Origin of the sequence: Achromobacter veterisilvae, assembly GCF_900496975.1 — a bacterium.
GTDB classification, from domain to species: Bacteria; Pseudomonadota; Gammaproteobacteria; order Burkholderiales; family Burkholderiaceae_B; genus Achromobacter; species Achromobacter veterisilvae.
The window spans coordinates 40,696-55,796 of record NZ_UFQC01000008.1 but is presented as its reverse complement, the minus strand read 5'-3'; the positions used below and the strand labels follow the sequence as shown (position 1 = coordinate 55,796).

The following is a 15,101-nucleotide window of genomic DNA, read 5'->3' as shown; positions in this document are numbered from 1 at the left end:
GCCGGCGCGGGATATTGTCCTCAAGGACAGTATCAGGAGGGAATTTTCATCCGGCTGTCGGCGGGAGCGGAAATGCCATGGACGAGCAGGGCCAGTTGCAGGCGGTCGGTCACGCCCAGCTTTTCGAAAACGGCGGACAGGTGGGCCTTGACCGTGCGTTCCGTGATGCCCAGCGCCTCGGCGATCGGCGCGTTGGCCTGGCCGTTGGCGGCATAGCGCGCCACCGTCATTTCCCGTTCGGTCAGCAGGCCGCCGTCCCAGGACTGCGAGTCCTGGGCGCGTTCGGCGACCAGCCTGAGCAGCCGCGACACCAGCGACCTGCCCATCCAGATGCCGCCGGACGCGACGACTTCGAGCGCCTGCGACAGCGCCGCCGCGGGCGCGTAGCCATGGCAGTAGCCGTGGGCGCCGGCGCCCAGCACCCGGGTGCCTTCCTCGTCGTTCGGGCTGGGGCTGGCGACGACCACGCGCAGGTCCGCCAGGGAGGCGGCCCAGACGGGATCCTGCCAGGACGGCAGCCGGGGCAGGCCGGTATCCAGCACCGCCAGCGTGCGGCCTTGCTCGCGCCAGCGTTGCAGGTCGGCCAGGCCGCGACCGCGGGCAGCCAGCCAGCGCGCCGGATCCAGGGCGCGCCAATGCTGCCACAGCAGGTCGTCATGCGTAATCAACAGGACGGGAACGGGTTTCATAAGGCCTTGCAGCCCTCCTTTAACGTTCGGTAAAGGCATTCGCCTTGGCGCGCAATATGGGCTTGAGCAGGTATTGCAGTACCGTGCGCTTGCCGGTCAGGATATGAACCTCCGCCACCATCCCGGGGATGATGGGCAACAGCTTGTCGCCTACCGTGCTGCGGTCCGTGCGGACGCGCACCACGTAGTAGGAATTGCCTTTCTCGTCGGTCACGGTATCCGCGCCGATTTGCTCCACCTTGCCTTCCAGGCCGCCGTAGATGGCGAAATCGTAGGCGGTGAATTTCACTTCCGCCTGCTGGTCGGCGTGCAGGAAACCGATGTCGCGCGGTTGGATGCGCACTTCGAGCAGCAGGGTGTCGTCCTTGGGCACGATCTCGATGATGTCCTTGCCCGGCTGCACCACGCCGCCGACGGTGTTGTTGAACAGCGTCTTGACGGTGCCGCGCACGGGCGCGCGGACTTCGGCCAGCTTGACGCGGTCGGCCAGCGCCAGCTTGCCCTGGCGCAGGGTCGAAAGCTTGGTGTTGGTCTCGGACAGTTCGTTGCGGGCCTGGTTGCGGATATTGAGTTCGGTTTCCTGGATCTTGCTTTCGGCTTCCTTGATCGAGGCCTGGAAGCGGTCGATCTGCGCTTCCGCGCCTTTCTGTTCGCCGCAATAGCGGGCCACGTCGCGCTGCAGGCGCAGCAGGTCGACTTCGGAGACGGCGCCGCTCTTGAGCAGCGGGCGGGTCACCTGCAATTCGCGCGAAGTCAGTCCGCAACTGGCCGCGGCCTGGTCGCGCTTGGCGATCGTTTCGCGCAGGTCTTCCTGGCGCTGCTTGAGCTGTTCGCGGGCCACGTTGACCGTGGCGTCCAACTCCGTGGTGCGCGCCTGCCACGCATTGCGTTCCATTTCCAGCAGCCCGGGCGCCTGGGCGAGCACCTCTTCGGGTGCCGCGAAGGGCTCGCCGGTGGCCAGCGCCTGCAGCCGCGCCGCCTTGGCGAGCAAGGACAGGTATTCGGCGTTGTTCTCGCCCAGGGACGACGCGAAGCGGGTGGAGTCGATCTTCAGCAGGACTTCGCCGGCTTCGACTTCCTGTCCCGGCCGGACCAGGATTTCCTCGACGATGCCGCCGTCCAGGCTCTGGATGATCTGGACCTGGCGAGACGGCACGACCTTGCCCTCGCCCCGGACGACTTCGTCGATGCTGCCGGCGCCGGCCCAGAAGAGCAGCGCGCCGGTGGCCAGCAGGCTCACCCACAGCAGGATGCGCGACCCCCGGGCCTGCGATTCCTGGATGACCCACTCGGCGTTGCCGACATAGTCGGAACGATGCCGGCGCTTGCCCTTTTCGGCGCCGTCCAGCAGGCGGTCGAAAAAGAATACGAAGACATTGCGCAGCTTGCGCCACAGGCTTCCAAACAGGCCGTGCCCGGTTTCGGCTGGGTTGTTCAGCATGGTTTCCTCAGCCCCCTCGTCCAACGCGTCCTTGACGCAGGGCTTCGACCACTTGTTCCTTGGGGCCGTCGGCCACGATGTGGCCGTTGTCGATCACGATCAGCCGGTCGACCAGTTCCAGCAGGGCGGTGCGGTGCGTGACCAGCAGGATCGTCTTGGTCTCGCTGGCCTCGCCCAGCCGCTTGCGCAACTGGGCTTCGCTCTGGTGGTCCATGTTGCTGCTGGGCTCGTCCAGCAGCAGGATGGGCGGATCGTTGATCAGGGCCCGGGCCACCGCCACCGACTGGCGCTGGCCGCCGGACAGCGATTCGCCGCGTTCGCCGATCACCATGTCGAACCCGTTCGGGTGCAGGTTGGCGAAATCGGAGACGCCGGCCAGGTTCGCGGCCGCCAGGATGCTGGCGTCGTCGGCATAGGGCGCGCCCATGGCCAGGTTGTGCTTCAGGCTGCCGTAGAAGAGCAGCGGGTCCTGCGGGACGTGGCCGATGGCCCGGCGCACGTCGGCCGGATCGATCTGCCGCACGTCGACGCCATCCAGCAGGACCGCGCCTTCGGTGGGCTGGTACAGCGCCAGCGCCAGCTTTTCCAGCGTGGTCTTGCCGGAGCCGATGCGGCCGATCACCCCGACCTTTTCGCCGGGCTTGAGCTTGAACGACACCTTCTTCAGCGCCGGTTGCGCGGCGCCGGGGTAGGTGAAGGTCACGTCGCGGAATTCGAGGCCGCCGTGAAAGACGGGGCGGTGCAGGAACTCGGCCTCGGCCGGGCGTTCGATCGGCAGCTTCATATAGTTGTCGATCGAACCCAGCGAAGTCCGGGCGTTCTGGTATTGCATCAGCAGGCCGGCGACCTGCCCCAGCGGCGCCAGGCAGCGGCCGGCGATCATGGACGCGGCGATGATGCCGCCCATGGAAATGGCGGATTCCTGCGCTTGGTAGACGCCGATGATCACCACCGAGATCGACACCATCTGCTGGACGGCCTGGACGAAGCCGACCGTGGACGACGAAATCAACTTGAGCTTGCCGCCGGTCTGGGCGATGTATTCGGTCGCGCGTTCCCAATTGCGCTGGATCGCGCCCTGGGCATTGAGGGTCTTGACGGCTTCCAGGCCGGTCAGCGCCTCCACCAGGGTGGCGTTGCGCTGCGACGAGGCCTGGAACGACGACATCGTCAGCGATTCCATGCGGGCCTGCGCGGCAAGCGACACCAGCAGGATCAGCACGATCGCGACCAGCGGCGGCAGGATCATCCAGGGGGAAATCCAGGCCAGTGCCAGCAGGAACAGCAGGATGAAGGGCAGATCCACCAGCGTGGTGATGGTGGCCGAGGCGATGAAGTCGCGGATGGATTCGAACGAGCGCAGGTTCGCGGCGAATGAGCCCACCGATACCGGCCGGCCTTCCAGCCGCAGGTCCAGCACCCGCTCCATGATCTGCGCGGACAGGCGCACGTCGACCCGCTTGCTTGCGCTGTCCACCACGTGCGAACGGGCCGTGCCCAGGATCATGTTGAAGATCACGACCAGCGTGATGCCGATGGCCAGCACCCACAGGGTCTCGACGGCGTTGTTGGGCACGACGCGGTCATAGACGTTCATCGTGAACAGGGGCATCGCCATCGCGAAGACATTGATCAGCAGGGCGGCGATCAGCGCATCGCGGTACAGGCGCCGGTTTTCCATGATGGCGGCCCAGAACCAATGGCGCTCGCGCACCTTGGAGACCTCGGGCGCGCGGGCGTCGAAGCGGAACTGCGGGCGCACGAAGCACACCAGCCCGGTGTACTGCGCCGCCAGTTCGTCGGCGCCCATCTCCATGGAACTGCCGCCCAGCTCGGGGTGGCTGACGACGTAATTGCCGCCGTCTTTCTTCAGCAGCAGGCATGCGCGTTCGCCATGCAGCAGCAGGATCGCGGGCAGCAGGTCCTGCGAGATGCTGTCCAGCGTGCGCTTGACCACCCGGGCGGACAACTGCGCGCGCGCGGCCGCGCGGGGCAGCAGCGCGGGGGTCAACCGGTGTTCTTCCAGCGGCAGGCCCGCGGACAGCGCCTGGGCAGTGGCCGTCACCCCGTGCAGGCGGGTTATTTCGACCAGGCAGTCCAGCAGCGGGTCGTCGTGCGCGGCGCGGGCGTCCGCCCGCCACTCCCGGGCGGCCAAGTCAGATAACTTGTCCATCTTCGTCATCGAGCAGGTCCAGGTGTTCCGAGAGTCGCGCGCGCTGTTGCTTGCGCTGGGTGAGTTTCTGTTGAGCCTGTATCGGCAGGTCCGTCAAACGCAAGGTGCCATTGGCGATCAGCGCGTCGATCAGGTCTTCCAGGACGCGGACGAAGTCCGCGTCCAACTGCGAGAAGTCGTTGCCCTGTTTCTTCGGCATGGGGTCTCCTTGCGCCAGGGCCGGTTCAGGGTTTGGCGCTGGGCGCGTTCATCGGGATGAGCGTGGGCGGCAGCGTGCCTTCGTTGTATTGCACGCGCACGGGAGCCAGGCGGGCCGTGTCGGGAACCGTCGAATTGCAGAGCTTGATCACTTCGTCGGAAACCGCCAGCTTGCCGTTTTCCTCGGGCATTTCGTTGCGCGCGGGCTGCAGCGCCAGGGCGGGCAGCAGCGCGTGCGACAACGCCAGCCAGCGGTACTGCGCGAGCTGGAGGTCGTACAGGCCGTTGGTCAAGGCGCGGCGCGATTCGAACAGTTCGTTTTCGGTGTCCAGCAAGTCCAGCAGCGAACGCTGGCCGATCTGGAACTGTTGGCGATAGGCTTCGCGCACCTTCGTGGTGGCCACTTCGTGGTCGCGCAGGAAGGGCAGCTTCTGGCTCAGGCTGACGACGTTGTTCCAGGCCACGGCCAGATCCTGCTGCACGTTGCGGCAGGTGTAGTCGCGGATATCGCGCGCGGCGTAGGACTGCGCGGCGGTCTGGCGCACGCGGGCCGAATCGGCGCCGCCGCGGTACAGGTTGTAGCTCATGACGACCTGGACGCTGGAACTCTGGATGTCGCGGTTCTGGGGCGTCGGGTCGTTCTGGTCGCGGCCCGTGGCGGCCACGAATTCGAATTTCGGAGAAAACGCGCCCTTGGACGAGGCCACGCCGGCCTCCGCGGCCTGCAGGCCGGCCTGCTTGGACAGGAAGCTGGGGTTGCGGCGCAGCGATTCATTGAAGTCGGCCGGCTTGACCGGCAGCTTGCCGGTGATGTCGGGCGGCGGCTGCATCGATTCGGGGGGCAGGGCGCCGGTCACGCGCTGGAAGCGCTGCTGCACGTCCAGCAGGTTGGCGGTCTCGGTCATCAGGTTGGTCTGGGCCAGGGCCAGGCGTCCGCCGGCCTGTTCCAGGTCCACCCGGCGGCCCACGCCCGATTCGGTGCGTTCGTTGATCTGCTTGAGCGTTTCTTCGTGCAGCGAATAGTTCTGGCGGGCCAGCAGTTCCATGTCGCGGTAGCGCTGCAGGTCGATGTAGGCCTGCACGGCGGCAAGCGCCGTGCCGTCGCTGGTGGCGAGCAGGTCATAGAACTTCGCCAGTTTGTCGAAGCCCGCCTGCTTGACGTCGTTGCTCGTGCGGAAGCCGTCGAATATCAACTGGCGCAACTCGACGCTGTAGCCGGGGCGGCTCCAGTCCTGCGAACCCACGCCGGGCACGTTGTTGCGGTACTCGCGGCCCAGATAGCCTTGGGCGTTGATCTGCGGGAAGAAGGCCCCGCGGGCGACGTTCTGGCCTTCAAGCGACGCCTGGAAATCATGGTACTTGGCCTGGATTTCCGGGTTGCCCAGCAAGGTCTGCTCGACGATCTGGTTCATCGTGACCGCGGGCTGCGCGGCAGCGGGAGCGGAAGACTGTGCAAATGCCGCAGGACCGAATGCCAGGGCAAGGACCGAAGTCGTGCTTTTAAGCAAAAACGAAGCCATAGTGATTATTCGCGAGTCGAGTTGAGAATGAATGGCCGCCATATTGTGTGGAAATGTCAGATTTGACGAGTCAATATTTGTTAACTATTGACGAAGTTTCCGGGGCGGTTTTGTGGATTTCTTCGCGCATCATCTCTTAATTCAATTGAACTTGCACGAAATTCGCTATGGCGGCTATTAATATGTTGATTTAATGCTGGATTAATGCGGTTTATTTCGTTTTATTTCGTTAATAGATTAGCCATGGCGTGGCGAGATTATATCGGTTTGATAATTTTGTATCTGTTTTTGCACGTCGAATTTGTATCTGTGATTAATCGGCCACGGTTTGGGCGCGGGCTTGCGGCAGGGGCGTCCAGGGCCGTGCCGGAGGCCCAGCATGGTAGTGTTGGTACTGGTATATGTGGTGTAGTTGTACTAGGTTCAGACCCTGTGCATAATTCCCTCATGCCGCAGTGGCCGGCGCGGGAGCGTTTTGCTTTCAACCGCGCGAGGCACGAGCCGGACTGTCTATTAGCAGAGCGCATCCATGGCCCAAACCCTTTACGACAAACTCTGGGACGCCCACGTCGTCCACCAGGAATCAGACGGCACCTGTCTGCTCTATATCGATCGCCACCTGGTGCATGAAGTCACCAGCCCGCAGGCGTTCGAAGGCCTGGCGATCGCCGGCCGCAAGCCGTGGCGCACCGGCGCCAACCTGGCGGTGGCGGACCACAACGTGCCCACGCTGAATCGCGCCCAGGGTATCGACGACCCGATCTCCCGCCTGCAAGTGGATACGCTGGACGCCAACTGCGAAAAGTACGGCATCACCGAATTCCGCATGACCGACCTGCGCCAGGGCATCGTGCACGTGATCGGCCCGGAACAGGGCGCGACCCTGCCCGGCATGACGGTGGTTTGCGGCGATTCGCATACCAGCACGCATGGCGCGCTGGGCGCCCTGGCCTTCGGCATCGGCACGTCCGAAGTCGAGCACGTGCTCGCCACCCAGACGCTGCTCATGAAGAAAGCCAAGAGCATGCTGATCAAGGTCGAAGGCGAACTGCCCTTCGGCTGTACGGCCAAGGACGTGGTCCTGCACATCATCGGCATCATCGGCACGGCCGGCGGCACCGGCCACGCCATCGAATTCGCCGGCAGCACGATCCGCGCCCTCTCGGTGGAAGGCCGCATGACGGTCTGCAACATGGCCATCGAAGCCGGCGCCCGTTCCGGCATGGTGGCGGTGGACGACAAGACCATTGAATACTTCCGTGGCCGTCCCTTCTCGCCCACGGGCGTGCTCTGGGACCAGGCGGTCGGCTACTGGCGCACGCTGCGCACCGACGAGGGCGCCAAGTTCGACTCCGTCGTCGAGGTCAACGCCCGCGACATCAAGCCGCAGGTCACCTGGGGCACGTCCCCGGAAATGGTGCTGCCGGTGGATTCCCGCGTGCCGGATCCCGACCGCGAAAAGGACGACGTGCGCCGCAGCGGCATGGAGCGCGCCTTGCAATACATGGGCCTGAAGCCCAATACGCCGCTGACCGATATCCGGGTGGACCGGGTGTTCATCGGTTCCTGCACCAATTCCCGCATCGAGGACCTGCGCGCCGCCGCCGCCGTGGCGCGCGGCAAGCACGTGGCGTCCAACGTGCGCCAGGCCATGGTGGTGCCGGGCTCGGGCCTGGTCAAGCAGCAGGCCGAGCGCGAAGGGCTGGACAAGATCTTCATCGACGCCGGCTTCGAATGGCGCGAGCCGGGCTGCTCCATGTGCCTGGCCATGAACGCCGACCGGCTCGAACCCGGCGAACGTTGCGCGTCGACCTCGAACCGCAATTTCGAAGGCCGCCAGGGGCAGGGCGGGCGCACGCACCTCGTCAGCCCGGCCATGGCCGCGGCCGCCGCGGTGGCCGGCCATTTCGTCGACGTCCGCACCTTCCGTTAAGCGTTAAGCACCGAGTAGACATCATGCAAGCATTCACCACTCACGAAGGCCTGGTCGCCCCGCTCGATCGCGAAAACGTCGACACGGACCTCATCATTCCGAAGCAGTTCCTCAAGTCCATCAAGCGCACCGGCTTCGGGCCGAACCTCTTCGACGAATTGCGCTACCTGGACCACGGCGAACCGGGCATGGACAACAGCAAGCGTCCGCTGAATCCGGATTTCGTGCTGAACCAGCCGCGCTACCAGGGCGCGTCCGTGCTGCTGGCGCGCAAGAACTTTGGCTGCGGCTCCAGCCGCGAGCACGCGCCCTGGGCGCTCACGCAGTTCGGCTTCCGCGCCATCATCGCGCCGTCCTACGCGGACATTTTCTTCAACAACAGCTTCAAGAACGGCCTGTTGCCCATCGTGCTGTCCGAGCTCGAAGTGGCGCGCCTGTTCGACGAAGTGAAGGCCTTCCCCGGCTACAAGCTGCGCGTCGACCTCGACCGGCAGGTCGTGGTGGCGGCGGACGGCCGTGAAATGGGCTTCGACATCGAACCCTTCCGCAAGTACTGCCTGCTCAACGGATTCGACGATATCGGCCTGACCCTGCGCCAGGCCGACAAGATCCGCGCTTTCGAGGCGGAGCGCCTGGCCCGCCATCCGTGGCTGGAAAGCCGCCCCATCGCCTGACGCCTTTATCAATCACAGGATTGTTTTCGTATGACTCACAACATCGCAGTCTTGCCGGGTGACGGCATCGGTCCGGAAATCGTCGAACAGGCCGTGCGCGTGCTGACGGCGCTGGACGTCTCCTTCGACATCAAGGAGGCGCCCGTGGGCGGCGCGGCGTTCGACGCGTTCGAGCACCCGCTGCCGCCGGCGACGCTGAAGCTCGCCAAGGAATCGCACGCCGTGCTGTTCGGCGCCGTGGGCGACTGGAAGTACGACAGCCTGCCCCGCGAATTCCGTCCGGAACAGGCCATCCTGGGCCTGCGCAAGGCGCTGGGCCTGTTCGCCAACCTGCGTCCGGCCATTCTTTATCCCGAGCTGGCCAGCGCGTCGTCGCTCAAGCCCGAGATCGTGTCCGGCCTGGACATCCTGATCATCCGCGAACTGACCGGCGACATTTATTTCGGCACGCCGCGAGGCGTCCGTTCGTCGCCCGACGGCGCGTTCGCGGGCGAGCGCGAAGGCTACGACACCATGCGCTACGCCGAATCGGAAGTGCGCCGCATCGCGCGCATCGGCTTCGAATCGGCCCGCAAGCGCAACAAGAAGCTGTGCAGCGTGGACAAGGCCAACGTGCTGGAAACCTCGCAGTTCTGGCGCGACATCGTCATCGAAATCGCGCGCGACTATCCCGACGTGGAACTGTCGCACATGTACGTGGACAATGCCGCCATGCAGTTGGTGCGCAACCCGCGCCAGTTCGATGTCATCGTGACCGGCAATCTCTTCGGCGACATCCTCTCGGACGAAGCGGCCATGCTGACCGGATCGATCGGCATGCTGCCGTCGGCCTCGCTGAACGCCGGCGGGCAGGGCCTGTACGAACCCAGCCACGGTTCCGCGCCCGACATCGCCGGACAGGGCATCGCCAACCCCCTGGCCACCATCCTGTCGGCCGCCATGCTGCTGCGCTATTCGCTGAACCTGGCGCCCCAGGCCGACCGCATCGAAGCCGCGGTGCGCCGCGTGCTGGCCGACGGGCTGCGCACCGCCGACATCTACGAGCCGGGCACGACCAAGGTCGGCACGGCCGGAATGGGCGACGCGGTGCTGAAAGCGCTGGCCTGACGCACCTTCCCGGCAAAGGGCCGCCGGCGGGCGGCCCTTTGTTTTTCCTGTTGCGCAGGCGCCGCGCAAGCCTGCCCGCGCCTATTGCGGCCCCTATTTTTTATAGCTGCGCCGCAACATCTCTCCGTGCATTCTGATAAATTGTTGAATTGCACGGCTTTTTCTTCCCCGGACCTTGTCTCCACCTTTAAAGAGCGATTGAAATGAATCAAGCAGTAGGCCTTGTCGGCTGGCGCGGTATGGTCGGCTCGGTGCTCATGCAACGCATGCGCGACGAGAACGACTTCGCACTGATCGAACCGGTGTTTTTCTCCACCAGCAACGCTGGCGGCGCCGCGCCCACTTGGGCCGATGGCGCGGGCCCGCTGCAGGACGCCTACGACATTGACGCTCTGAAAAAACTGCCGATCATCGTGACGGCGCAAGGTGGCGACTACACCTCCGAGGTCTACCCGAAGCTGCGCGGCGCGGGCTGGAACGGCATCTGGATCGACGCGGCAAGCACGCTGCGCATGGCCGACGACGCCATCATCGTGCTGGACCCGGTCAACCGCCCGGTCATCGACGCGGCGCTCAAGCGCGGCGTGCGCAATTTCGTCGGCGGCAACTGCACGGTCAGTTGCATGCTGATGGGCCTGGCCGGCCTGTTCAACAACGATCTGGTCGAATGGATGACGACCATGACGTACCAGGCGGCTTCGGGCGGCGGCGCGCAGCACATGCGCGAACTGCTGACCCAGTTCGGCGAGATCAACCAGTCGGTCAAGCCCCTGCTGGACGACCCCGCGTCGGCCATCCTCGAAATCGACCGCGGCGTGCTGGCCAAGCAGAAGGACCCGGCGCTGCCGCATGAGCATTTCGGCGTGCCGCTGGGCGGCAACCTGATTCCCTGGATCGACAAGGACCTCGGCAACGGGATGTCCAAGGAAGAATGGAAGGGCGAGGTCGAGACCAACAAGATCCTCGGCCGCGGCGCCGCCTTCGGCACGCCCGCCACGCCGATCGACGGCCTGTGCGTGCGCATCGGCGCGATGCGTTGCCACAGCCAGGCGCTGACCATCAAGCTCAAGCGCGACCTGCCGCTGGACGAGATCGAGGCGCTGATCGCCCAGGGCACGCAATGGGCCAAGGTGGTGCCGAACACGAAGGAAGCCACCGTCGCCGCGCTGACGCCGGTCGCCGTGACCGGCACGCTCGATATTCCCGTGGGCCGTCTGCGCAAGTTGTCGATGGGTTCGCAATACCTGGGCGCTTTCACGGTGGGCGACCAACTGTTGTGGGGTGCCGCGGAGCCGCTGCGCCGCATGCTGCGCATCGCGCTGGCCGAAGCCTGAAGCCGTGCCGGGCGGCGCTGGGCGCCGTCCGACCGGGCGGACAAGGCAAGCAAGGGCACCTTCGGGTGCCCTTGTCGTTTGCGCGGGGCCGGCGATATGTGGCGGATGTGCATGCCGGCGCACGCCGGCGCGCCTTTCAGGTTTGTGAAATGCGCTCGATCCATTACACTTTTCCCGTGAATTGGTGCCGGTTCCCGCCTGTTGGGCGTGAAGGGGCGCCAGCCCGTAATTCGACTACAAGAACGGAATTCCAGCTTATGACCCAGCGTTCGCGCCAAGTGAAGCATGCTCGCCGTTTGAAAGCCCTGCAGTGGGCGATTGCGTTGGCGATAGGCTCAAGCGTGTGCGGTTCGGCGATGGCCATGCGCGTGGGGCATTCGCGGGTGGTTTCCGTGCCGGGCGCGCCGCTGCAGGCGGTGGTGGGATTGCAGGAACTGAGCCCCGACGAAGTGTCGTCGCTGAAGGTCTCGGTCGCGGACGAGGCCGCCTGGCTCCGCGCGGGCCTGAAGCCTCCGGTGCCGTTGGCCAGCCTGGTGGTCCGCATCGAGGACGGCATGGACGCCACGCGCAAGAACCTCCGCGTGCGGGCCTCGCAGGCGCCGGCCAGCGGCGCGGTGGACTTGCTGCTGGACATCAGCTCCAGTTCCGGCCAGCGGCAGGTGCAGGTCAGCATCCTGGTGCCGCTGCGCGGCACCAGCGCCGACGTGACGCCGGCCTCGGTCGGGACGCCTTCCCGCGCGGGCGGCAGCCGGTCGGTCAACGTGAAGTCCGGCGACAACCTGTTCGGCATCGCGCAACGGAACGCGGTGCCCAACGCCTCGGTGTACCAGATGCTGGTGGCGCTGTGGCGCGCGAATCCCGAGGCGTTCATCCAGAACAATATGAACCTGGTTCGCGCCGGGAAGACACTGACGATCCCGGATGCGGCCACCGTGCGCGCGGTGGATCCGGCCGAGGCCCGCCGGATCTTCAACGAGCACGCCGAGGCCTTCGCCAAATACCGCTCGCGGATCGGCGCGGCGTCCGCCGCCAATCCGTCCGTGGTGCAGGGGCAGGGCGGGGCGTCGGGCAGCGTCGTCCGTCCCGGCGACACGGGCGTCGCCACGGCCGCGCCGCCGCAGGACCGCGTGCGCCTGTCCGCCGGGCAGGCCCAGGACAGCGCGTCCGCGCAAGCCGAAGCGCGGGCCGATGCCCAGACCTCCAACCAGCGCGCGATGGCCGACGTCCAGGGACGGGTGGACCAATTGCAGAGCAACGTCGACGACCTGAACAAGGCGGTCGGACAACAGGGAGCCTCGGGCGCGGCAGGCACTTCGGGCGCAACAGGCGCACCGGGCGCGGCAGGCGCGTCGGGTGCGGCAGGCGCATCGGGTGCGGCAGGCACGCCAGGGGCAACAGGCGCATCGGGTGTAGCAGGCGCACCGGGTGCAGCAGGCACTTCGGGTGCGGCAGGCGCACCGGGTACAGCAGGCGCACCGGGTGCAGCAGGCACACCGGGCACAGCAGGCACATCTGGCGCAGCAGGCACGCCGGGCGCAGCAGGCACACCGGGCACGGCAGGCACGCCGGGCGCAGCAGGCACGCCGGGCGCAGCAGGCACGCCGGGCGCAGCAGGCACGCCGGGCGCAGCAGGCACACCGGGCACGGCAGGCACGCCGGGGGCAGCAGGCACGCCGGGCGCAGCAGGCGCACCGGGCGCAGCAGGCACGCCAGGCGCCACAGGCACGCCGGGAGCGGCAAGCACGCCGGCTGCCGCCTCGCCGGACAAGGACGCCAAGTCGGATATGCCGGCCTGGCTGGCCGACAATCTGCTTGTCATCGTCACCGCCGTGCTGGCGCTGATCGCGTTCGCGATCGCCTGGCTGTTGCGCAGGGCCGGCGCCCGCCGCGGAGACGATGACGAAGAGACCTACGCCTATAACGAGCCGGCGCTGGACACGGCAGCGCTGAACCGCAAGCTCGACAGCATCAATCTCGACCTGGACGAACCGCCCACGGACGAACCGCGCCGGGTCAGCGGTCCACAGGTTTGATACATGGCTAGAGTTGCATTGGGGCTGGCGTATGACGGCTCCGCCTGGCAGGGCTGGCAGACACAGCCGCACCGGCAGACGGTGCAGGACACGCTGGAAGCCGCCTTGGGACGTTTTTGCGGTGTGGCGGGGTCCGTGCCCACGATTTGCGCGGGCCGCACGGACACCGGCGTGCATGGCGCGATGCAGGTAGTCCACCTGGACACCGCGCTCGACCGCCGGATGGAGTCCTGGGTGCGGGGCGTTAACGCGTTTCTTCCGTCCAGCATTTCGGTTCAGTGGGCGCAGCCGGTATCGGACGATTTTCACGCTCGGTTTTCCGCAAGCGCGCGGACCTATGTCTATCTGCTGTGGCGCGGGCGGGTGCGTCCGGCGCTGTGGGCGGGCAGGGCGGGCTGGTGTTTCCAGCCGCTGGACGTGGAGGCCATGAGGGCCGCGGCGAACGCATTGCTGGGGGAACACGATTTTTCCAGCTTCCGTTCTTCGCAGTGCCAGGCCAAGCATCCGGTACGCCGCCTGCACCGGCTGGATATCGACGAGCGCGGCCCGTTCCTGGTGTTTACGCTGAAGGCGAATGCCTTCCTGCATCACATGGTGCGCAATATCATGGGAGCGCTATTGCAAGTCGGGCAGGGCAGGGAATCGGTCGACTGGATGGCGCAGCTCCTGTCGTGGCGCGACCGCAAGCGCGGCGCGCCGACGTTCGCGCCTGACGGCCTGTACCTGTCGGCCATTGATTATCCCGAAGCGTTCGGGCTGTCCGAACTCGACGGGGGATCGCAGTTGCTGTCGCCGTTTACTCAAACCTATTAGGGAAGCCGCCGGCGACGGCGACGCCTTTCCGCGCTCCATGGAGGCTCTTAGCCATGCAACGCCGCGCGTTTTTGAAGCAGACCGCCTTGGGAGCCGCCGCCGGCGGTGCCGCCCTCGCGGCCCCCGTTTTCGCGCAGGATGCCCCTACGGTCGCATGGCGGTTGGCCTCCAGTTTTCCCAATGAATCTCCCACGCTGTTCGCCGGCGCGGAAGACGTCGCCCGCTATGTGGCCGAAGTGACGGACGGGCGTTTCAGCATCGAGATATTCCCGGCGGGCGACCTGGTGCAGCCGGGCCAGGTGCTGGAAGCCGTGCAGCATCGCGTGGTCGATTGCGGCCACACGGCCTCGACCCGTTATTTCGATACGGATCCGGCGCTTTGCTTCGACGCCGGCGTGCCGTTCGGCCTGAACACGCGGCAGATGAATGCCTGGATGACCCAGGGCGAAGGCCTGGCGCTGACGCGCGTGTTGTTCGACAAGTACAACATCCTGAATTTCCCCTGCGGCTATACCGGCGCGCAGATGGGCGGCTGGTTCCGCGGCGAAATCAAGACCGCGGACGATCTGCGCGGACTGAAGGTGAAGGCCGGCGGATTCGCCCGCCATGTGCTGGCGCGCCAGGGCGCGACGCCCGTGGAGGTGCCGGCGGCGGAAACCTATGCGGCGCTGGAGCAGGGCGTGGTGGACGCGGTCGCGTGGATCGGTCCCTACGACGACGAAAGCCTGGCCCTCTACAAGGTGGCCAGGAACTACTACTTCCCCGGGTGGTGGGCGGGCACCTTGCAGTTGTCGCTTTATGTGAACCAGGATGCCTACGACGAACTGCCCAAGCCGTACCAGTCGGCGCTTGCGCTGGCGTGCCGCATGGCCACGGGCAACATGATCGCCAAGTACGACGCCGGCAATCCGGACGCCCTGCGCCGCCTGGTAGCCCGCGGCGCGCAACTGAAGGCGTTTCCCCGGCCGGTCCTGCAGGCAAGCTACGAGGCGTCCCTCGCCGCCTATAAAGAGATGAGCGCCAAGGACCCCATGTTCAAGAAACTCTACGAGAGCATGGCCGCGTTTCGCGACAAGGAAGTCCCGTGGTTCCGCCTGGCCGAAGGCAGTTTCGACAACCTCGTGGCGACCCTGGGCCAGCCCGCCGCCTGAGCGCGCCGGATATACTGATTCAACTCGTCGCGCCC

At 66.1% G+C, this 15,101-nt stretch carries 12 protein-coding genes; 7 read left to right on the top strand and 5 right to left on the bottom strand.

The window, feature by feature from the left end; translation table 11 throughout:
- Nucleotides 1–32 precede the first annotated feature (32 nt).
- The 5 genes from AVE30378_RS09010 to AVE30378_RS08990 are packed head-to-tail and all read right to left on the bottom strand — an operon-like array spanning nt 33 to nt 6,021.
- Nucleotides 33–689 carry a response regulator transcription factor gene (locus AVE30378_RS09010; RefSeq protein ID WP_129240514.1) on the bottom strand — a complete coding sequence of 219 codons (657 nt, stop codon included), beginning with the start codon at nt 687–689 and terminating at the stop codon, nt 33–35.
- A 19-nt stretch (nt 690–708) separates the two neighbouring features.
- A complete protein-coding gene (locus AVE30378_RS09005; protein ID WP_129240513.1) occupies nt 709–2,130 on the bottom strand; it encodes an HlyD family type I secretion periplasmic adaptor subunit in 1,422 nt (473 codons plus the stop codon).
- Nucleotides 2,131–2,137: 7 nt separating this feature from the next.
- Nucleotides 2,138–4,303 carry a type I secretion system permease/ATPase gene (locus tag AVE30378_RS09000; RefSeq protein ID WP_165360130.1) on the bottom strand — a complete coding sequence of 722 codons (2,166 nt, stop codon included), beginning with the start codon at nt 4,301–4,303 and terminating at the stop codon, nt 2,138–2,140.
- Nucleotides 4,287–4,502, bottom strand: a complete 216-nt coding sequence (locus AVE30378_RS08995; RefSeq protein ID WP_129240511.1) for a hypothetical protein — start codon at nt 4,500–4,502, stop codon at nt 4,287–4,289. Before AVE30378_RS08995 ends, AVE30378_RS09000 begins: the two co-directional genes overlap by 17 nt.
- 25 nt (nt 4,503–4,527) lie before the next feature.
- Nucleotides 4,528–6,021: a TolC family outer membrane protein gene (locus tag AVE30378_RS08990; RefSeq protein WP_129240510.1), complete on the bottom strand. Its 1,494-nt coding sequence runs from the start codon at nt 6,019–6,021 to the stop codon at nt 4,528–4,530.
- A 529-nt stretch (nt 6,022–6,550) separates the two neighbouring features.
- Between AVE30378_RS08990 and leuC the strand changes: the two genes are divergently transcribed.
- From leuC to AVE30378_RS08955, 7 genes are all read left to right on the top strand, one after another.
- Nucleotides 6,551–7,954, top strand: a complete 1,404-nt coding sequence (leuC, locus tag AVE30378_RS08985) for a 3-isopropylmalate dehydratase large subunit (protein ID WP_129240509.1) — start codon at nt 6,551–6,553, stop codon at nt 7,952–7,954.
- Between the two features lie 23 nt (nt 7,955–7,977).
- The gene (leuD, locus tag AVE30378_RS08980; protein ID WP_129240508.1) at nt 7,978–8,628 is read left to right on the top strand and encodes a 3-isopropylmalate dehydratase small subunit; all 651 of its coding nucleotides are present in this window, start codon (nt 7,978–7,980) and stop codon (nt 8,626–8,628) included.
- 30 nt (nt 8,629–8,658) lie between these two features.
- The gene (gene leuB, locus AVE30378_RS08975; RefSeq protein WP_129240507.1) at nt 8,659–9,735 is read left to right on the top strand and encodes a 3-isopropylmalate dehydrogenase; all 1,077 of its coding nucleotides are present in this window, start codon (nt 8,659–8,661) and stop codon (nt 9,733–9,735) included.
- A gap of 203 nt (nt 9,736–9,938) precedes the next feature.
- A complete protein-coding gene (gene asd / locus AVE30378_RS08970) occupies nt 9,939–11,069 on the top strand; it encodes an aspartate-semialdehyde dehydrogenase (RefSeq protein WP_129240506.1) in 1,131 nt (376 codons plus the stop codon).
- 257 nt (nt 11,070–11,326) lie between these two features.
- Nucleotides 11,327–13,102, top strand: coding sequence for a type IV pilus assembly protein FimV (locus AVE30378_RS08965; RefSeq protein WP_129240505.1), 1,776 nt, complete (start codon nt 11,327–11,329; stop codon nt 13,100–13,102).
- A 3-nt stretch (nt 13,103–13,105) separates the two neighbouring features.
- Nucleotides 13,106–13,915, top strand: coding sequence for a tRNA pseudouridine(38-40) synthase TruA (gene truA, locus AVE30378_RS08960; protein WP_129240504.1), 810 nt, complete (start codon nt 13,106–13,108; stop codon nt 13,913–13,915).
- A 53-nt stretch (nt 13,916–13,968) separates the two neighbouring features.
- Entirely contained in the window at nt 13,969–15,066 is a 1,098-nt protein-coding gene (locus AVE30378_RS08955; RefSeq protein WP_129240503.1) for a TRAP transporter substrate-binding protein, read from the top strand.
- Nucleotides 15,067–15,101 lie beyond the last annotated feature (35 nt).